Consider the following 20,329-nt stretch of genomic DNA (forward strand, 5'->3'; position numbering starts at 1 on the left):
GATCCCAAAGCCAAGCTCGTCGCGATTGAGTATTTCGTGTCAAAAGACCTGACCAGAAAGTTGCCTGCCATTCAGTGGCACCGTCATTTCCACGATCACAAGGTCGAGATTGCCACGGGCCGCGTGCAGATTCTCGACATGCCGGCCGATCAAGCCGCGAAGGTGGCCGAAGTGGCCGCCGGAACGGACGGCGTGATCTATCACTTGTGGCAGCATGGGCAGGAATTCCCGGACGGCACGGTGAGCTTCCCGCAGTCACTCGGGCACAAGTTCCCCGGCCATTCTGACAAGTAGACGATCGTGAAGGGGCCAGCTCCGTCTTTGTTGATGTGGGCTGGCCTTGGCTGGTGCCTGGATTCGTCAGTCTCCCGAGCAACTTCACCGACAAAATGTGGCCAGCCATCTGAACAGATGTGATCCTATCTGGATGCTCAAGAATGGGCGTCCAGGGATCGAGATCGCCTCGTTTCTTTCGGGCGTTCTTCTTCAAACAGCGGAGTGACGCCACCTGCTTTCTGTGCGCTCATTTGCGGAATCGCACAGAGGCTTGCTGTGCCGCCTCATTGTCTCGATTGATGGCTCAAGTGTTCTTTGCGGGGAGCCGATCAGGAGGGTACTCATTGATCGAGGTCCTTACACCGGAGGCACATGATGACACGCAACGAGGCGATCACGGCGGCGATTGGGGCGCACGGGAAGTGGAAAACGAAGTTTCGCGAATTTATGGACGGAAAGTTAGAGCTTGATGCTCCTACAGTCCTGAAAAATAATGCCTGCGATTTTGGCAAATGGCTCGAAGGTGAGGGAACGCAGGCCCTAGCTGCCGGGGACTATCAACAGATTCATCGCCTGCACACGGAGTTCCACCGTGTGGCCGCGTCCGTCATCACGATGAAAAAGTCCGGCGACGTCCTCGGCGCAGAGAAAGCCCTATCGCTTGCCGGGATATTCACCGAGGCGAGCGGATCATTGACCAGAGTAATGATGGATGTCTCGAAACGCGCGGCCTAGATTGTTCGTGTCACACCGCGTGGCGCACTTCTGGGCTCCCGCTCATTCCTCCTCCTGGTTGGGCACTCTGACATGAATGGTTGCCTATGCGGTGGTTCGGCCACTATGATCGCTCATGCGCGAGAAGCCCTGCGGGCCGGTGCATTCCATTTGTCCGTAGTTGTGTGGTGTGGAGCGGCGACTATCGCAGTGGGCTTCTCGCCACCGGTTCACGCCGAGTGGTCCGCGATTGCGGAGCAGAAAACCAGTTACACCACCGATGCCTTTCAGTTTTCCTCCGCCCGCCGGCTCCGGTTCAGCGAGGATCCTTCTCAACCCACGGTCGTGTCCACCGAGAAACCGGAGGATGTTATTTGGGAGCCGAGCCTGGAGGTTCGGCGCGGAGTTTCAAATGGGCTGGGAAAGAATGAGCTTTCCTTCAAAGCGCACGGCGCGATTTTTACCAATAATCCAGTCTTTAACCATGGAGATTACCGCATACAAGACCGGCAATGGCTGAACGACGACACCTCTGTGCTCCTGCGCTATCGCTATGTGCCAAACCTGTTTCTGGGTCCCAATTTTGAGCGGCGCACCGGCACACGATCGATTCAAGAGGAGCGGTTGAGTTCTCACCATTGGCGAGCCGAAGTCGAACGGAACTTGAGTGAAACCGTGACGGCAACCTTGATCGGCCGTTATGGACTCCGGCTCTTTAATGCGGCGTTTGCGGAACGGGATACGCAGTTCTACACGGCTGGATCGCGCCTTGTTTTTCGGGCCGTGAGCTGGATGACCGGCACGCTGTCCTATTCCTACGAACGTGGCCTGGCCGATGGCCATGAAGAGACGCAATTCAAAGACGACGTTTCCTACTACCTCCATATGGTGTCGCTGGAGATGCTGTTCCGCCTCACGCCACGGCTGGATCTGGATTTGTCCTATGTGCATCTGCGGAAGACGTTTACGAGCGGCCTCGCCGGAGATACGCATCTGGGCCGATTCGATCAGACCAATCAAGGGATGGCGGAACTGCGTTTCCAGGTGACTCCCGCGGCGACGGCGCTGCTTTCCTTTCAACATGGCCGCCGAATCTCGACAAACAGTCTGAGGGATTTTCAGGACTCGATTGTCTCGATCGGCGGGCAGTACCGGTTTTGAGCTGCGACATCGCGATCGCAGGGACGTGCGCCTCCTCGATTCTTTCCCCGAATCCGCTTGCAATGTTGGCGTGCTGAGCACGGCAGGGTTGGCCCCTCCGGAGAGGAAATGGAAATCGTCTCTCCAGGCTGAACCTCCAGCCTCTTATCGGGATGCGCGGCAAGCGCATCGTCGCCGGCATCGACCCGGTCATGGGGCAGGCGGGACCCCGCGAAAGTGAGGCGCGGTCATCCGGTTGAATCGTTTTCTTAATTGGGCGCTCTCACACCGCATAACCAAGGAGACTATACTATGGCCTGTAATGTTGATGGGATCGAGCGGCCTGTTCGTATCGTCGCGGGTATCGTGTTGCTCGGGATCGGCGCCTTTGCCGGGGTGCCACCGGCAGGGGCCGGTATTGTGTTGCTTGTTGGAACAGTCATGTTGGTCACGGGCGCGATCGGCTTCTGCCCGGTCTGGACCCTGTTGGGAATCAATACCTGTCCGACGGGGAGCGAGAACCGTAAAAAGTGAAGCAGGGAAAACTGAGAAATGTGAGACTTGCGAACAACGATTCATGCGTCACGTTTCACGAAGGTATGGGTCCGAATCAGCCGCCACGATCGACTTGTCCCCTCTCCCGTAAGCGTATGCTAGAATCTCGGCTGCCGATCGAGAGCGACGTTGGGAGTAGTGATTATGCCGATGGAGAGGAGGAACGCTTCATGATGCCGCGATACTGGTTGACGATGTTTGTTCTCTGTCTAATGGTTGGTCTGCCCTACGCGTCGGGGTACGCGGCCTCGGGCGATCCCACGAAAGGGAAAGATATCTATGGAAAGCACTGTCTGGCCTGTCATGGGCCGCAGGGGAAGGGCGATGGGCCGACGGGCAAAGCGATCGTGCCTCCGGCGGCCGATTTCACAAGCGCGAGGAGCAAGAGAAAATCCCCCACGGAGTTGCTGAAGGTGATTGAAGAGGGCAGGGCGAATACGGCCATGGGTGCCTGGACGCGGCAACTCTCAGATGAGGAGATCCAGCACGTCTTGGCCTACGTGCTCGAGTTTCGGAAATAGTACAGTTTCGGAAGAACACAGGTGGTGGGAGTCAAGGGGGGCGGGGGTGAATCCGGAGAACGCCTGCAGACAGGATTCACTTTCATTTATTGTCCGCAGGCAAAAGGAGACAGTGTGATGATCGAATTGAGTGGGCGAGGAAGACTTGTAATGGTGATGGGTACGCTGGCGATGCTTGCATTCGGTTGGATGGTGAGCCCAGTGGTTGTGTCGGCGGAAGACGCCAATGAACAGGCGAAGGCCAGTCTCCAGAAGGCGCACGATCAACTTGAACTCGCCATTGAGCAGACCGAGAAAGCCCTTGGACCGCATCGCAAAGGGAGCGGCTGGGTTCGGGCTCATATGCAGCGTGTGCTCAATGTGTTGGGCGGGGCACAGTCCCCGGACTACTTCGATCATTTCCAGCCACCCGCTACCGAAAAGATCGGCAATCCAGGCGATGGCCACGGGGCGTTGATGTATCTGGAGGAGGCACAAGAGGCACTCAAAGCAGGCAATGCTCCGGCAGCAGTTCAGGAAGCGGTGAACCATGCGATCACGCATGTGTCTGCGGCGGTGGAATATGCGCACGAATCGGTCCATGGCACCGGCATTAAGCAGACTCATGAGAGTGCCGCCAAGGTTGCGGCGTTGCTTGTCGCAGCGCACGGAAAGGGCGATGCCGATTCTCCCGTCACCGGCACCCTGGCCTATGCGATGAAACAGGTGGGGTTGAAGATGTCGAAGTAAGTCATCGAAGCATCGGGACCCGCTCTGGCTGTGCAAGCGACAGCCAGAGCACGTTGCCTATTTTGCGGTCTCCTGGGGAGGGATGTATGGCACGTATTGTCATTATCGGGGCATCGATCGGCGGATTGCCGGCGGCCTATGAGGCGCGGGCGCTCTTCGCGAAGAAGCACAAGGTCACAGTCATCTCCAATGTCGAGTCCTTTCATTTCGTGCCGTCGAATCCCTGGGTGGCTGTCGGGTGGCGGACGAGGAAGGATATCAGCTTTGCGTTGGGACCGGTGTTGGAGAAAAAGGGTATCGAGTATATCCATGCCATGGCGGACCGGATCGAACCGGAGCAGAATCGGGTGGTCACGTCAAAGGGCGAGGTGCCGTACGATTACCTGATCATCGCGACGGGGCCCAAGCTGAATTTCGGCGCGGTTCCAGGGCTCGGCCCCAGTGGCTATACCCAATCCATCTGCAATGTAGACCATGCCGAGCAGGCCTGGGGCTCGTACCAGGCCTTCCTTAAAAATCCCGGTCCCATCGTCGTCGGGGCGGCTCAGGGTGCGTCCTGCTTCGGACCGGCCTATGAGATGGCGTTCATCCTCGACACCGACCTCCGGAAAAAGAAGCTCCGGAAGAAAGTGCCGATCTATTTCGTCACGCCGGAGCCCTATGTCGGCCATATGGGATTGGCCGGGGTGGGAGCTTCGCGCCGCCTCATGGAGGACGAGTTCGCCGAACATTCCATCAAGCCGATTCCGAATAGTTCGATCAAAGAGGTTCAGCCCGGCAAGGTGCTGTTGGAAGACGGGCAGGAGATTCCGTTCCGCTATTCCATGTTCATCCCGCCCTTTGCGGGGGTGGACGCGGTGGCGAGTACACCAGGCCTGTGCAATCCCAAGGGGTTCGTGAACATCGATGCCTATCAGGCCAACCCCAAGTACAAGAATATTTATTCAGTCGGCGTCTGCGTGGCGATTCCACCGGTCGAAGTGACCCCCATTCCGACCGGCGCACCCAAGACCGGCTACATGATTGAATCGATGGTCTCCGCCGCGGTCCACAACATCAAGGCCGACATGGAGAACGATCCCAAGCGCGATACGGCCACCTGGAATGCGATCTGTCTGGCCGACATGGGGGACACGGGCGTCGCGTTCGTGGCCTTGCCGCAGATGGCGCCGAGAAATGTGACCTGGGCGAAGAAGGGCAAGTGGGTCCATCTGGCCAAGATCGGGTTGGAGAAGTATTTTCTCCATAAGATGAAGCGCGGGATCAGCGAGCCGTACTATGAGAAAGTGATTCTGAAGGCGCTGGGTATAGAAAAGCTGGATAGGCCGGTATGAATATGATTGCTGTGCTCCCTGGCTCAGGGGGTGCCGGCAGGGAGCGTGATCGGACGAAAGTGAAAGACCGTGACGCATGACAGACACGCCTCGCTTGTCGGACCCTACGCGGCATCTGGTGCTGGCGGTGCTGGCCGTGCTGGCGGTCATCGCATCGGGGACGCTCGGCTACATCCTGATCGAAGGCTGGTCCGCGTTCGACGCGTTCTACATGACGGTGACGACCGTCACGACGGTCGGGTATCAGGAGATCCATCCGCTGTCGCCGGCCGGGCGGTCCTTCACGATCGTCCTGATCATCAGCGGGGTCGGAACGCTTTTCTATGTGTTGGGCAACATCGCGCGGCTCTTGCTGGAAGGGGAGCTGAGAGCGATTTTCGGGCGGTATCGGACTGAGGGGAAAATGAAGACGGTGACGAATCATTACATTGTGTGCGGATACGGCCGCATGGGGAAGCGGATCTGTAAGGAGCTCCGCGCGAAACCGCTGCCGTTCATCGTCATCGACAAAAATCCAGACGTGATTGCCGCGTTGCAGCGAGAAGGCTTCATGGCTGTGGAAGGCGATGCCACACAGGATGAGGTCTTGATCCGGGCGGGGATTGAACGGGCCAAAGGTGTCGTGGCGGTCGTGACTACGGATACGGAGAACCTCTACATTGTCCTGACGGCCAGGGGGCTGAACAAAGATCTCTATATCGTCGCGCGCGCCGGCGACGAGGGATCAGAGCACAAACTGATGCGGGCCGGCGCAAACCGCGTGTCGTCGCCCTATCACATCGGCGGGCTGCAGATGGCGCAAGCGTTGATTCGTCCCGCGGTGATGGATTTTCTTGAGCTGGCGACACAGAGCGAGCATCTGGATCTTCAGATGGAAGAGCTGACCGTCGAACAGGGTTCACGTTTCAATGGCCGGAGCCCCTGCGATTGCGGATTGGCCGAGGATCGAGGGCTGGTCTTGATTGCGGTCAAACGCGCATCCGGTCATCTTGAGTTCAATCCCGGTCCCAAGGTTTTGCTGGCCGAGGGCGACAAATTGATTGTCTTGGGTCAGCCGGAAAGTTTGAAGCGCCTTGAAGCCGTCATCAAATCACATGCGGTGGTCTAGCGGTATCGTGAGCCGCATGAGCGTAAAAAGAAGCCACGCATGACGGGCGGAGAGCCAACGGTCCTTGCTGTCGCGGTGGGAAGCCTGGTGGGGCTCTCGCTGGGCGTGACGGGGAGCGGCGGATCGCTGATCGCGATTCCTCTCCTCGTCTATGTGCTCGGGACGAGCGTGCAGGAAGCCGTGAGCCTTTCGCTCGCGCTCGTTGCCGCCGCTGCTGGCATCGGGGCTATCGAATCCTTTCAGTCGGGCCTCGTCAAGGTGAAGGCGGCGCTCCTGTTGAGCGGGGCCGGGATGCTCGGCGGGTGGGTGGGAGCCGCAGGGCACCGGCTGGTGCGGGAGGAAATCACGCTCCTGCTCTTCGGCGTGTTGATGATCGTGGCAGCCGGGCAGATGTGGTGGCGTACGACATTGCGGGACGATCCTGAGGAGCGTAGCATGTGTGCGGATCTGTTTCCGCGGACCTGTTGGGTGAAAGTGAGCGGAATTGGACTGGTGGTCGGGCTGTTGACCGGATTCTTCGGGGTGGGGGGAGGGTTTGTGATAGTGCCGGCGCTGACCCTGCTGCTCGGATTTCCGATGCGGGTGGCGGTGGGGACCTCCCTGCTGATCATTACGCTCATTGCGTTGGCTGGCGTCGCCGCGCATGTCCGTCTGGCTCCCTTGGATCTGGGCGTCCTCTCGGTCTTGATCGTCGGAGCCATCATCGGAATGTTGGCAGGGAGACAGGTGAGTCGCGCCCTCTCCCCCAAGTTCTTAACCAGAGCGTTTGCTGTCGTCGCCTGGGCGGTCGCGGTGATCCTCATCGGCCATAATCTCTGGAAGATCAATGGAGGACTATTGTGAGCGAGCACCAGAGGGGCGGTGAAGCGGGAGGGGCCCATACACCTGTCGGGACGCGGCGGACATTTTTCGGCTGGGTCACAAAGGTGGCGGCCGGTCTGATCGGGCTTGGACTGGCGATTCCGCTGGCCGGCTATGTCATTTCTCCGGCCTTGAAGCGGAGGGCGCGCCCCTGGGTGGATGTCGGCAGCCTGGAGGACGTGCCGCTCGGCGATCCCAAACAACTCGATCATGTCACGACGATTCAGGACGGGTATTTGAAGAGCCAATCACAGAAGGCGGTCTGGGCGGTCAAGCAACCGGACGGACAGGTCAGAGTATTCTCTCCGATGTGCACCCATCTCGGCTGCGGCTATCGTTGGGATGGCGAGGAGAAGCAGTTCAAGTGTCCGTGCCACGGCAGCGTATTCGACATCGAAGGCAAGGTGGTGGCAGGGCCTGCGCCGCGTCCGCTCGATCTCTTGCCCTCCAAGGTCGAGAACGGCCGTCTCCTTGTGGTCTTCAAGGAATTCAAGCCCGGAACCCGGGATGTCGTGGAGCTCTAATTGCGCCGGAACGGCGGGCTCGAGCGAAGTGGGTGAAACGTAGCGGATGCTTTTCTCGCGAGTCTGGCTTGTCGCGCTCCGCTCGCGAACGAAGAAACAGGAAGGTGACATGGCCTCTCGAATCTATACCTGGCTCGATAGCCGGCTCAATCTGAAGCCGGTTGAACGGACTCTTCTAGACGAGCCCATCCCGGGCGGCGCCAGCTGGATTTATGTCTTCGGCTCGGCCACGCTGTTTCTCTTCCTGCTGCAAGCGGTCACCGGCATGTTCCTCGCGGTCTATTATGCGCCGACGCCCGATCATGCCTACGACAGTATCCAGTTCATTGAAGAGCAAGTCACGTTCGGCGCGTTCGTGCGCGGCCTCCACCACTGGGGGGCCTCCGCCATGGTCGTGGCGATCGGGCTCCATATGCTCCAGGCGTTTCTGTACGGGGCGTACAAACCGCCGCGCGAAGCGATGTGGATGGTGGGCGTGGTGCTCTTTCTCATTGTGATGGCCTTCGCGTTCACCGGCTATCTGCTCCCATGGGATCAGACGGCCTACTGGGCGACGCAGATCGGCCTCAATATGGTGGGCACCGTGCCGGTGGTCGGAGAGTTCTTGATGCGGGTCATGCGAGGCGGGGAAGTGCTGGGGGCGCTCACGCTGTCCCGGTTCTTTGCCGTCCATGTGCTCTTTCTGCCGGCGCTCCTGATCGGCTTGATCGCCGCCCATCTCTTCATTCTGCGGCGTGTGGGGCCGGCCGGTCCCTGGACCGATGAGCGGGCGTCACTGGGCAGCGAGACGTTCTATCCGCGGCAGGTCTATATGGATGCCGTCGTGATGCTGGGGGTGTTCACGGTCATTGCGAGTCTGGCCCTGCTGGTGCCGTTCCCGCTGACCGACAAAGCGAACCCGTCCGACACGAGTTTTGTGCCGGTGCCGGAGTGGTATTTCCTCTTCTATTACGAGTTGCTGAAGTACGTCCATGGGCCGCTGGAGCCGCTGGCGACCTGGGTGCTGCCGATGCTCGTCGTCCTCGGCATGCTGTTCTGGCCCTTCATCGACAGGAACCCGGTGCGGAATCCGATCAAGCGCCCGGCGGCGCTGGCAGCGGGGGCGGTGTTTCTCGTCGTGGTGTTTTCCCTGTTGGGCATTTCCCTCAACAATCTCTACGCCGTTCCGCGAGTCGATCCGGCCATTGCGAAAGGGCGCGCGCTGTATATTCAATTCGGTTGCGTCGGCTGCCATCGTATTCACGGTGAAGGGGGCGCGATCGGTCCGGACTTGTCCTTCGTCGGCGATAAGAGGCCGGACCGTGAATGGCATCTGAGGCATTTCAAGGATCCTCAATCGGTATCACCAGGGTCGTTCATGCCGAAGTTTCCGCTCACCGATCCCCAACTGAATGAGCTGACGAGCTATATGCTCAGCCTCAAAAAAACGTCCTGATCGGCTCAGGCGAATCCTTTGCCTGTGGGCTGACTCACACAGGCAAAGGGGTAGAGGAAAGGAGGGACCTATGAAACTCAACGAGCTGCTGCGATTGATTGCCGGGGTGTTTGTGTTGCTGGCCGTTATCCTGGGGGCGACGGTTCATCCGTACTGGAATTATTTTGCCGCCTTTGTCGCGGCGAACTTGATCCAGTCGGCATTTACGGGCTGGTGCCCGATGATGGCCCTTCTGAGGAAACTGGGCGTGCAAGAGTAGCCAGGCTGGTGGGAAAAACGGGGCTTCGGTTAAGGTTGGATCGTGTTCCGCCGTCACCTAAAGATGAACGACACGCGTGGTTGTATTTGCGCGGTACCGCGGCACAAGGACCAATGGTCATGACGGGCATACGATGGATTCTTGCGACTGTCTTCCTGGCGGCAGGATGTAGCTCCAAAGAAGAACCGGCCACCGCGGTGGTTGCTGCCGCATCGCCGGCAACCATTCAGGTCGCCGTCGTCGAGATCAAGCCCGCTCAGGTTCCTGTCCGTGTCGAAGTGACCGGTCAAATCATGCCGATCTTTCAGGCCACGCTGTCCAGCCGCATCCAAGGCACGATCGATACCTTGCTGGTGAGAGAAGGCACGCGGGTTTCAAAGGGGCAGACGCTCATTCAGCTCGACAGCCGCGACGTACAAGCCGATCTGGCGCGCGCCTCGGCGGAAGTTGAGAATGCGAAGGCCCAGCTGGATCGTATGAACATGCTCTATGGCCAGGACGCGGTGTCGAAGCAGGAAATGGAGAATGCCACCCGTTCGTACAAGGTTGCGGAGGCCAGTCGGAAGTCGGTGCTCGCGCAACTGAGTTATACCGTCGTGAAGGCACCCTTCGACGGGGTCATCACCGAAAAGAAAGTGGAGGCAGGGGAGCTGGCGTCGCCCGGTCAACCCTTGCTGAAGATGGAAGATCCGCTCCAGCTCCGCCTGGAGGCGACGGTGGCGGAGGGAGACCTGAAATCGATCGCCCGGGGAGACAAGATTGCTGTGCTGATCGATGCGCTGGAGACTCAGGTTCTGAACGGAGTGGTGAGTCAGATCCTGCCGGCCGGCGATCCCCAAACCCACACCTTCATGGTGAAAGTCGACCTTCCCAAGACCCCGGGGTTGAAAACCGGGATGTTCGGCCGCTTCCAGTTGGACAAAGGGACCAGTCGCACAATCCTGATTCCGGCGTCCTCGGTGGTCGAACGCGGGGAACTGACGAGTGTCTATGTCGTCGGGGCCGACCGGATCGCCAGGCTCCGGTGGATTAAGGCCGGACGACGGTTTGATCAGCAACTGGAAATTCTTTCCGGCGTGAACCTGGGCGAACGGGTGTTGACGGATGGCAGCCGGGGCATCGACGGTGCCACGGTAGAAGCGAAGTGATGACGCCAATCGTCAACCGTCAGTCGTCAATCGCCGAACCAGGAACCTTCATTCTTCTCACGAATGACGATTGACGCATGACGAAGCGACACGAGTTTCTCGAATGACCCCTCACCCCTTACCCATCGCCCCTTACGGCCTCTCCGGTCGGATCGCTGCCCTTTTCATTGGGAGCAAGTTGACGCCGCTGATTATGCTGGCGGCATTGTTGCTGGGCCTGTTTGCCATCGTCGTCACCCCTCGCGAAGAAGAACCGCAGATCGTCGTCCCAATGGCCGACGTGTGGTTGCCCTTTCCCGGAGCCTCCGCCAAGATCGTCGAAGAACAACTGACCAAGCCCTTCGAGCGCAAACTCTCCGAGATCAAAGGCGTGGAGTATGTCTATTCGATCTCGCGGCCCGGCGGCGCGTTGATCATCGTGCGTTTCTATGTCGGCCAGCCGATGGAGCAGAGTCTGGTCGATCTCTACGACAAGCTGATGTCGAACCAGGATCTTCTGCCGCCGGGAGCCGAGCCGTTTCTTGTCAAACCCAAAGACGTCAACGACGTGCCGATTGTGACCGTGACGCTGTCGAGTCAGCGGTACGGTGAGTTTGACCTGCATCAGTTGGCTGAGCAGGTGTTGGAGGAGACGAAGAAAGTTCCCGGGACCTCCGGCGGCTTCATCGTCGGGGGACGGTTGCGCGAATTGCGCGTGCAGATCGATCCGGCTCGATTGAAGGCCTATGGACTGACCCCGTTGCAGGTGGCCGGCGTGATTCGCGGCGAGAATCGGGCCTTGCCGACGGGCCGGTTCGACAGCCGCAACCAGAGCTTTCTGGTGGAAACGGGGCGGTTCATTCGATCCCGTGAGGACTTGGACGCGTTAGTGGTCGGCGTGAATGAGCAGCGCCCGGTGTATCTCCGGCAGGTGGCAGACGTCACCGATGGTCCGAACGAGGCGACGCAGTACGTCTGGTTCGGGGCGCGTGATCAGGACGAGGAGCCTGCCGTGACCGTGGCGATCGCCAAGCAGGGCGGGATGAATGCCGTAAGCGTGGCCGAGAGCGTCATTCGCAAGGTGGAGGACATGAAGGGGCGGACGATCCCGGCGGACGTGCGCGTGACGGTGACGCGCGACTACGGGGACACCGCTCGCGAAAAGGCCGACGAATTGCTCTGGCATCTCTTCATTGCGGTGGCCGCGGTGGTGGCGTTTCTCGGACTGACGCTGGGGCTTCGCCCGGCTCTCGTCGTGTCGCTGGCGATTCCCTTGACGCTGGCCTTGACGCTGTTTACGTCGATGCTCATCGGCTACACGATCAATCGAGTCACGCTCTTTGCGTTGATCTTCTCCATCGGGATTCTGGTGGACGATGCGATCGTGGTGGTCGAGAACACCTATCGTCATTTGACGCTGCGCCTGAAGCCTCACCAGGAAGCGTCGATCTATGCGGTCGACGAAGTCGGCAATCCCACGATCCTGGCCACGTTCACCGTGATTGCCGCGTTGCTTCCGATGGCGTTCGTGTCCGGATTGATGGGGCCCTACATGCGGCCGATTCCGGTGAATGCCTCCATTGCCATGTTCTTTTCGCTGCTCGTCGCGTTCATCGTCATTCCCTGGTTCTGCCAGACCTGCTATCGGCCGGGCGCCGTCGTGAAAGGAATCGATCATGAAGCGGACGAGCAGGGTGTGATCGCCCGCTGTTATCGTCGAGCGCTGGCACCGCTGCTGGCTCATCCGCTCCTCGCAGCCGCCTTTCTGGGTCTCGTCGCGCTCATGTTGGGCGGGGCCGTGATGCTGTTTCAGACCCGCCATGTCGTGGTGAAAATGCTGCCGTTCGACAACAAGAGTGAGATTCAATTGGTGATCGACATGCCGGAAGGCACCACATTGGAGGAAACGGCGCGCGTGACTAAAGCGTTGTCGCAGTATGTGCGTACGATTCAGGAGGTGCGCGATTATCAAGCGTATGTGGGCACGGCGTCGCCGTTCAACTTCAACGGATTGGTCCGCCACTATTATCTGCGGGAACAGCCGCATGAGGCCGATATGCAGATCAATCTTGTGGCCAAGGATGCGCGGAAGGCGCAGAGCCATGAGGTGGCCCAGCGGATTCGCCCTGCCTTGCAGGACATTGCCCGGCAGTTCAATGCGAACGTGAAAGTCGTTGAGGTGCCGCCGGGGCCTCCCGTGCAATCGGTCCTCGTCGGAGAAATCTATGGGCCGGAGTATGGGCGTCAGCTCGCTGTGGCCCGGGAGGTGCGGGCTCTGTTCGAGGAGACGCCCGGCGTGGTCGATGTAGATGATTACATCGAAGCGGATCAAGTGAAGTACCTGTTCACCGTCGATCGGGCGAAAGCGGCACTGGCCGGTATTCCGTCCGAGGAAATCGTGCACACGCTGCGGATGGCGCTGGAGGGTACGAAGATCGGATTGGTCCACATCCCCCAGGAAAAGAGTCCGGTGCAAATCGTGCTGCGTTTGCCGCTGGCTGAGCGGACCGGCCTTGAGCATATCGGGGAGATCGGCTTGCGCACGCATACCGGCGGGATGGTGCAACTCTCCGAGCTCCTGACCGTGGAGCAGATGATCCAAGAGAAGGCGATCTATCATAAGAATCAGAAGCCGGTGGTCTATGTCGTAGCCGACGTGGGCGGGCCCGGCGCAGAAAAAGCCGAAAGCCCGGTCTATGGCGTGCTCGGTGTCGGAAAGAAGCTGGAAGCCTATCGGCCGGCTGAGGGCTATCAGTTGGAGCAGTACTATGCGTCACAACCCTGGTCGGAAGACCAATTGAGCATGAAGTGGGACGGGGAATGGCAGATCACCTATGAAACGTTTCGCGACATGGGGATCGCCTTTGCGGTCGCGATGCTCCTGATCTATCTGTTGATCGTCGGGCAGTTCCAATCGTTTCTGACGCCGGTCATCATCATGGCGCCGATCCCGCTCACGCTCATCGGGATTCTTCCGGGGCATTGGCTGACCGGCTCATACTTCACGGCGACGTCCATGATCGGCTTTATTGCGTTGTCCGGTATCATCGTGCGGAACTCTATTTTACTGGTGGACTTTATCCAGTTACAGGAACGGACGGGTGTGCCGTTGCTGGAAGCCGTCATCACGGCCGGTGCGATCCGCACCAGACCTATTTTGCTGACGGCCGCCGCGCTGATGGTCGGCGCGTTCGTGATAATCCTCGACCCCATCTTCCAAGGATTAGCCGTGTCGTTACTGTTCGGCGTGGGGGCGTCGACATTGCTCACGCTCATCGTCATTCCGTTGCTGTACTACCATGTGCAGAGACGCTCTGCTGCTCCCGTCAGTGCTCCCTGAAAGCCGAACCCGGAAAAGGAAGCGGCCTCCGTTGCGCCGTTCGAGCGGAAGGTTCATTATTTGGATGCTGGCGCGTTTCGCTACAGCTCGTCAGAGAGTGCTGGGGAGAGGCTCCCCTGTTGAGCGCGTTCGATCTGCAGCGGGCTCCGGCAACTGCTGGAATTGACTGTCGAGACGCATACTGGCTCTTGTCAGCCATGCAGGTCTTCTGCTTGCACTCTTCCACCGAGCGGAGTTCAGCCATGGCTGAGAGTTTGGATGGACGATAGAGTCTCGATAGCGGGTGGTTTCGCCGGAAAGGGAGTTCCCTATGTCGTCATCAGACCTGGTGTTTTTGTTTGATGTCGATAACACGCTGCTGGACAACGATCGCGTCACAGAAGATCTCGCGGATTACCTCGAAGAGGAAATGGGGCACGAGCGGCAGCAACGTTATTGGATCATCTTCGAACAGCTGCGGGCCAAGCTGGGCTATGCAGACTATTTGGGCGCCCTGCAACAATACCGCATCGAGTATCCCCACGACCCCCATCTGTTAGCGGTCTCACGCTTTCTGATTCATTACCCCTTTGCCGACCGGTTGTACCCGAAGGCGCTCGCCGTCGTGGAACATGCCAAACGGTGGGGCAAGGTCGTCATCCTTTCCGATGGTGATGTGGTGTTTCAGCCGAGAAAGGTCGAGCGGTCGGGGTTGTTTGAGGCCGTCGGTGGGAATGTGTTGATCTATGTGCACAAGGAACAGGAGTTACAGGATGTGGCGCAGCGGTATCCGGCTCAGCAGTATGTGCTGATCGACGACAAGCTGCGCATTCTTGCCGCGGTGAAGAAGATCTGGGGTTCACGTGTCACGACGGTGCTTCCGCGTCAGGGGCACTATGCGTTGGATCAGCAGCTGCCTGGCCGGTATCCGTCGCCGGACGCGACGGTCGAGCGCATCGGAGACTTGCTGGATCATGATTGTTCGGCTTTGCCTGCCTCACTTCAGAGGAGAGCCTAATGTCGGCATTGCCTCATCCAGGTCCTGGCATCCTGGCGATCAATGCCGGTTCGTCCAGTATCAAATGTGCGCTGTTTGAGGCCAAGCCGCAGCAGCGTCGTCTCATGGAAGGCCAGGTCGAACGCATCGGGTTGCCCGGCACCCGGTTGTCGATGACGGATGTCATGAGCCGCCGGACAGAGCAGGTTGCGATTCAGGAGGCCGATCATGCGGCCTGTGTCGGGCCGCTGCTGGATTTGATTGAACAACGAGTCGGTCCCGCCGCTCTGGTGGCCGTGGGGCATCGCATTGTCCATGGCGGTATGAAATACAGCCGGCCTGAACCGGTGACTCCGGCAGTGATGGCTGAATTGCAGCGAATCAGCCCCTATGATCCGGAACACATGCCGGCAGAGATCGGCCTTGTGGAAGTGTTCAGCCGGCGTTATCCACGGGTGCCTCAAATCGCCTGTTTCGACACGGCCTTTCATCGCGACATGCCGCGCGTGGCTCGCCTGCTGGCGATCCCCAGAAAATATGACAAGATGGGCATCCAACGGTACGGATTTCACGGCTTGTCCTATGCATTTCTGATGAAAGAGTTGGCTAGAATCGGCTTGCAGGGGGAGGCCGAGGGGCGGGTCATTCTCGCGCATCTGGGCAACGGGGCCAGCCTGACGGCGGTGCTGGGCGGAAAAAGCATCGAGACGACCATGGGATTCACGCCGGCATCGGGTCTGCCCATGAGCCGGCGCTCGGGCGATCTCGATCCGGGATTGATCTCCTATCTTACGCAAACGGAAGGCCTGACCGTGGAGCAGTTCCACAAGATGGTCAATTCAGAGTCCGGCCTGCTCGGCCTGTCGGAGAGCAGTGCTGATATACGCGATTTGCTCGCCCTGGAGGAGCAAGACCCGCGGGCGGCCGAAGCGGTCGCGCTGTTTTGTTATCAGGCGAAGAAAGCCATCGGCGCGTTGGCCGCCGCGTTAGGCGGGGTGGATACCCTGGTGTTCAGTGCCGGAATCGGCGAGCACTCGCCGGTCATCCGCGCCAGGGTCTGCGAGGGCTTGGGGTTTCTCGGCATCACGATTGATGATCGGCTCAACGAGATGAATGACGCCGTGATTTCGACAGAGGGTGGCCGGGTGACCGTTCGCGTCATCCATACGGACGAAGAGCGTGAAATTGCGCAATCCGTGCTTTCTGTACTGGCTAAGACAAAATAGGAGCGTTGAGAAGACGATGCCGCTGACAAAGAAGAAACCGCTCACACCGGACCTGCTCAAGAAGATGGACGCCTATTGGCGGGCGGCGAACTACCTCTCCGTCGGCCAGATCTATCTCTACGATAACCCGCTGTTGAAGAAGCCGCTGACGCGTGCGCACATCAAGCCGCGGTTGCTGGGGCACTGGGGAACCACGCCGGGACTCAACTTCATCTATATGCATCTGAACCGGGTCATTGCACAGCACGACCTGGACATGATCAATATCACCGGTCCGGGGCACGGGGGGCCGGGGCTTGTAGCGAATGCGTATCTCGAAGGCACGTACAGCGAGGTCTATCCGAACATCTCGCAGGACGAAGCGGGGATGAAGCGGCTCTTTAAACAGTTTTCGTTTCCCGGCGGTATTCCGAGTCACGTCGCGCCGGAAACGCCGGGCTCCATTCACGAAGGGGGCGAGTTAGGGTATTCGTTGTCGCATGCGTACGGGGCCGTGTTCGACAATCCCGATCTTATTGCCGCTTGCGTGGTCGGCGATGGGGAAGCGGAAACCGGTCCGCTCGCGACGAGCTGGCACTCAAACAAGTTCCTGAATCCGGTCACCGACGGCGTGGTGCTGCCCATTCTCCATCTGAACGGCTATAAGATCGCGAATCCCACCGTCCTGGCTCGCATCAGTCATGACGAACTGGATCAACTGTTTCGGGGGTATGGCTACAAGCCGTATTTCGTTGAAGGGCGCGATCCGCGCACGATGCATCAACTCATGGCGGCCACGCTGGACGCCGTCATTGCGGAGATCAAGAAGATTCAACGCGCAGCCCGCACGAAAGGATTCATGGGCCGTCCGCGATGGCCGATGATCGTTCTGCGCTCGCCGAAAGGCTGGACTTGTCCCAAGTCGATCGACGGCAAGCGAGCGGAGGATTACTGGCGTTCTCACCAGGTGCCCATGGGCGATATGGATAAGCCCGGGCACATCACCATCCTCGAAAAGTGGATGAAGAGCTACAAGCCGAGGGAATTGTTCGACAAGGCTGGACGACTCAAGCCTGAACTCGCGGAGCTTGCACCCAAGAAGGCGCACCGGATGAGCGCCAATCCCCAGGCCAACGGCGGCCTCCTCCTCAAGGATTTGCGTCTGCCGGATTTCCGTACGTACGCAGTCAAGGTAAGCAAGCCCGGCGGGGTCGAGGCGGAGTCCACCCGGCTCATGGGGCAGTTCCTGCGCGATACGATGAAACTCAATATGGGCAGCCGCAACTTTCGCCTCTTCAGCCCGGATGAGAACAACTCGAATCGCTGGCAGGATGTCTTGGAGGTCACCGATCGCGCCTGGATGGCGGATCGCTATCCGTACGACGATCACCTGGCGCCGGACGGTCGGGTGATGGAAATGCTCAGTGAGCACCAGTGCCAAGGGTGGTTGGAGGGGTATCTTCTCACCGGCCGGCATGGATTCTTCTCCTGCTATGAAGCGTTCATCCATATTATCGACTCGATGTTCAATCAACATGCCAAGTGGTTGAAGGTGTGCGGCCACATTCCCTGGCGGCGGCCGATCGCGTCACTCAATTATCTGTTGTCGTCCCACGTCTGGCGGCAGGACCATAACGGGTTCAGCCATCAGGATCCCGGCTTCATCGATCACGTCGTCAATAAGAAGGCCGAGGTGATCCGGGTCTTTCTGCCCCCCGATGCCAATACCTTGCTGTCCGTCACGGATCATTGTCTGCGCAGCCGAAATCATGTGAACGTGATCGTCGCCGGGAAGCAATCAGCGCCGCAGTGGCTCGATATGGACGCGGCGATTACTCATTGCACGGCCGGCATCGGAATTTGGGACTGGGCCAGTAACGACCAGGATAGCGAGCCGGATGTGGTCATGGCCTGTTGCGGGGATGTGCCGACGATGGAAACGCTGGCGGCGGTGGCGTTGCTGCATGAGCACCTGCCGGAATTGAGGGTCCGGGTCGTCAACGTGGTGGATCTCATGAAGTTGCAACCGACCAGGGAGCACCCCAATGGACTGAGCGATAAGGAGTTCGATGCGCTCTTCACCGCGGACAAGCCGATCATCTTCGCGTTCCATGGCTATCCCTGGTTGATCCATCGGCTCACATACCGGCGAACCAATCATCGGAATTTACATGTGCGGGGCTACAAAGAAGAAGGCACGACAAGTACCCCGTTCGACATGGTGGTGATGAATGATCTGGACCGCTTTCATCTGGTCGGGGACGTCATCGACCGGGTGCCGTTGCACGGGTCGCGCGCCGATTATGTGCGGCAGGCGATGCGTAACAAATTGATCGAACATAAGCAATACATCACTGAGCATGGCGAAGACCTGCCGGAGATTCGCAGCTGGACATGGCCAGGAGCCCGGCGATGAATAAGAAAATCTCGTTTTCCATCTGGTACGTCTTTCTCGCCATCTGGGCGGTGATTCTCGTTCACGACTTGATTCATGTCCTCCAGAAGATTGAAGAGCTGCCCTATAGCGAATTCAGGCAGCTTGTGGTGGCCGGCAAAGTCGCCGAGGTGGCGGTCGGCAGCCACACCTTGACGGGGACGCTCAAGCCGGAGGGCGAGGCTAAAGAGCCGAAGCTGTTTTCGACCATTCGGGTGGAAGATCAGGATCTCGTCCGGGAGTTGAATCAGCACGGCGTGAAGTTCGTCGGGGTGATCGAGACGACCTTCTGGCGCGATGTGATGTCGTGGGTTCTGCCGGTCGCCATCTTCGGGGCCATCTGGTATTTCTTCATTCGCCGGCTGGGGCAGGCCCAGGGTGGCTTTATGCAGGTCGGCCAGTCCAAGGCGAAGATTTACGCCGAGACCGATATCAAGATCACCTTTGCCGATGTTGCGGGTGTCGATGAGGCCAAGGAAGAACTCCGCGAGGTGATCGAGTTCCTGAAGACGCCGGAGAAGTTCACTCGTCTGGGTGGAAAGATCCCCAAAGGCATCTTGCTGGTCGGCCCGCCGGGAACCGGCAAGACGCTGCTGGCCCGCGCCGTCGCCGGAGAGGCCGGGGTGACGTTCTTCAGTATCAGCGGGTCGGAGTTTGTCGAAATGTTTGTGGGGGTCGGCGCGGCGCGGGTGCGCGATCTCTTCGAACAGGCAAAGCTGAAGGCGCCCTGCATCATCTTCATCGATGAACTGGATGCGCTCGGGAAAGCGCGCGGCATGGGACCGATGGCCCATGAAGAACGCGAGCAGACGCTCAATCAATTGCTGGTTGAGATGGACGGGTTCGATCCGCGCATCGGTGTCATCTTGATGGCGGCGACCAACCGTCCGGAAATTCTCGATCCGGCGCTCCTGCGTGCAGGCCGGTTCGATCGCCACGTCGTCGTGGACCGTCCGGACAAGATCGGGCGCCTGGCAATCCTTCGAGTTCATGCCAAGCATGTGCCGCTGGGTCCTGACGCGGATCTCGAGAACATCGCGGCAATGACGCCAGGATTTTCCGGCGCCGATCTGGCCAATATCATCAACGAGGCGGCGTTGCTGGCGGTGCGGCGCGGCAAAGACCTGGTGGGGATCTCGGAATTGCAGGAAGCGGTGGAACGGGTGATTGCTGGGTTGGAAAAGAAGAATCGGGTTCTCAATAAGATGGAGAAAGAACGGGTGGCCTATCATGAGACCGGCCACGCGCTGGTGGCGATCTCGTTGCCGGGCTCGGACCAGGTGCAGAAAATCTCGATCATTCCTCGCGGCGTGGCGGCGCTGGGCTACACACTGCAATTGCCCACCGAGGACCGGTTTCTGATGACGAAGTCCGAACTGGAGAACAAGATTGCGGTACTCCTAGGGGGACGCATTGCCGAGGAAATGATCTTCGGCGAGGCCTCCACCGGCGCGCAGAACGATCTGGTTAAAACGACGGACATTGCCAAGAGCATGGTGAAGGCCTACGGAATGAGCGAGAAGCTGGGCACCATTACGCTGGAACGGGAACGGCAGCCACAGTTCGTCCAGATTCCGGTGGCGTCGGAAAAAGGGGATTATTCCGAAGAGACGGCCCGGGAAATCGATTGTGAAGTGCGGCGGATCATCGACGAACAGTATGAGCGGGTGAAGCGGCTCATTGAGCAACGCAAAGCCGCCTTGACCGAAGGCGCGCGGGTCCTGCTGGAACGGGAAGTCATCAGCGGGAGTGAGCTGAGAGCGATTATGGATACGCACTGATCTGTACGAC

At 59.1% G+C, this 20,329-nt stretch carries 18 protein-coding genes; all 18 read left to right on the plus strand.

Features of this window, described 5'->3' with window-relative positions:
- Nucleotides 1–294, plus strand: a 294-nt coding sequence (locus Q8N04_11705) for a DUF1264 domain-containing protein (GenBank protein ID MDP3091338.1), incomplete at its 5' end; no start/stop codon positions are given.
- Between the two features lie 354 nt (nucleotides 295–648).
- Nucleotides 649–1,011 carry a CZB domain-containing protein gene (locus Q8N04_11710; protein ID MDP3091339.1) on the plus strand — a complete coding sequence of 121 codons (363 nt, stop codon included), beginning with the start codon at nucleotides 649–651 and terminating at the stop codon, nucleotides 1,009–1,011.
- A 105-nt stretch (nucleotides 1,012–1,116) separates the two neighbouring features.
- Nucleotides 1,117–2,151 (plus strand): hypothetical protein, encoded by a 1,035-nt coding sequence (locus Q8N04_11715; GenBank protein MDP3091340.1) that lies wholly within the window; start codon nucleotides 1,117–1,119, stop codon nucleotides 2,149–2,151.
- Between the two features lie 291 nt (nucleotides 2,152–2,442).
- Nucleotides 2,443–2,664 carry a DUF2892 domain-containing protein gene (locus Q8N04_11720; GenBank protein MDP3091341.1) on the plus strand — a complete coding sequence of 74 codons (222 nt, stop codon included), beginning with the start codon at nucleotides 2,443–2,445 and terminating at the stop codon, nucleotides 2,662–2,664.
- A 191-nt stretch (nucleotides 2,665–2,855) separates the two neighbouring features.
- Complete coding sequence (locus Q8N04_11725) at nucleotides 2,856–3,206, plus strand: cytochrome c (protein MDP3091342.1); 351 nt, start codon at nucleotides 2,856–2,858, stop codon at nucleotides 3,204–3,206.
- A 117-nt stretch (nucleotides 3,207–3,323) separates the two neighbouring features.
- Nucleotides 3,324–3,935, plus strand: coding sequence for a hypothetical protein (locus tag Q8N04_11730; GenBank protein MDP3091343.1), 612 nt, complete (start codon nucleotides 3,324–3,326; stop codon nucleotides 3,933–3,935).
- Between the two features lie 86 nt (nucleotides 3,936–4,021).
- Nucleotides 4,022–5,269, plus strand: a complete 1,248-nt coding sequence (locus Q8N04_11735; GenBank protein ID MDP3091344.1) for an FAD/NAD(P)-binding oxidoreductase — start codon at nucleotides 4,022–4,024, stop codon at nucleotides 5,267–5,269.
- A 76-nt stretch (nucleotides 5,270–5,345) separates the two neighbouring features.
- Nucleotides 5,346–6,377, plus strand: a complete 1,032-nt coding sequence (locus tag Q8N04_11740) for an NAD-binding protein (protein MDP3091345.1) — start codon at nucleotides 5,346–5,348, stop codon at nucleotides 6,375–6,377.
- A 39-nt stretch (nucleotides 6,378–6,416) separates the two neighbouring features.
- Nucleotides 6,417–7,220 (plus strand): sulfite exporter TauE/SafE family protein, encoded by an 804-nt coding sequence (locus tag Q8N04_11745; GenBank protein MDP3091346.1) that lies wholly within the window; start codon nucleotides 6,417–6,419, stop codon nucleotides 7,218–7,220.
- Entirely contained in the window at nucleotides 7,217–7,762 is a 546-nt protein-coding gene (locus tag Q8N04_11750; protein MDP3091347.1) for a ubiquinol-cytochrome c reductase iron-sulfur subunit, read from the plus strand. The genes Q8N04_11745 and Q8N04_11750 overlap by 4 nt, the downstream gene beginning before the upstream one ends.
- Before the next feature lie 109 nt (nucleotides 7,763–7,871).
- The gene (locus Q8N04_11755; protein ID MDP3091348.1) at nucleotides 7,872–9,197 is read left to right on the plus strand and encodes a cytochrome b N-terminal domain-containing protein; all 1,326 of its coding nucleotides are present in this window, start codon (nucleotides 7,872–7,874) and stop codon (nucleotides 9,195–9,197) included.
- A 70-nt stretch (nucleotides 9,198–9,267) separates the two neighbouring features.
- Nucleotides 9,268–9,456, plus strand: a complete 189-nt coding sequence (locus Q8N04_11760; protein MDP3091349.1) for a DUF2892 domain-containing protein — start codon at nucleotides 9,268–9,270, stop codon at nucleotides 9,454–9,456.
- A 119-nt stretch (nucleotides 9,457–9,575) separates the two neighbouring features.
- Nucleotides 9,576–10,604, plus strand: a complete 1,029-nt coding sequence (locus Q8N04_11765) for an efflux RND transporter periplasmic adaptor subunit (GenBank protein MDP3091350.1) — start codon at nucleotides 9,576–9,578, stop codon at nucleotides 10,602–10,604.
- A gap of 178 nt (nucleotides 10,605–10,782) precedes the next feature.
- Nucleotides 10,783–13,923 (plus strand): efflux RND transporter permease subunit, encoded by a 3,141-nt coding sequence (locus Q8N04_11770; GenBank protein MDP3091351.1) that lies wholly within the window; start codon nucleotides 10,783–10,785, stop codon nucleotides 13,921–13,923.
- A gap of 310 nt (nucleotides 13,924–14,233) precedes the next feature.
- Entirely contained in the window at nucleotides 14,234–14,920 is a 687-nt protein-coding gene (locus tag Q8N04_11775; GenBank protein MDP3091352.1) for an HAD family hydrolase, read from the plus strand.
- Nucleotides 14,920–16,125, plus strand: a complete 1,206-nt coding sequence (locus tag Q8N04_11780) for an acetate/propionate family kinase (GenBank protein ID MDP3091353.1) — start codon at nucleotides 14,920–14,922, stop codon at nucleotides 16,123–16,125. The genes Q8N04_11775 and Q8N04_11780 overlap by 1 nt, the downstream gene beginning before the upstream one ends.
- Nucleotides 16,126–16,141: 16 nt before the next feature.
- Entirely contained in the window at nucleotides 16,142–18,520 is a 2,379-nt protein-coding gene (locus tag Q8N04_11785; GenBank protein MDP3091354.1) for a phosphoketolase family protein, read from the plus strand.
- Nucleotides 18,517–20,319, plus strand: a complete 1,803-nt coding sequence (ftsH, locus tag Q8N04_11790; protein ID MDP3091355.1) for an ATP-dependent zinc metalloprotease FtsH — start codon at nucleotides 18,517–18,519, stop codon at nucleotides 20,317–20,319. The genes Q8N04_11785 and ftsH overlap by 4 nt, the downstream gene beginning before the upstream one ends.
- Nucleotides 20,320–20,329: the final 10 nt, after the last annotated feature.

It is taken from the genome of Nitrospira sp., assembly GCA_030692565.1.
Taxonomy (GTDB): domain Bacteria; phylum Nitrospirota; class Nitrospiria; order Nitrospirales; family Nitrospiraceae; genus Nitrospira_D.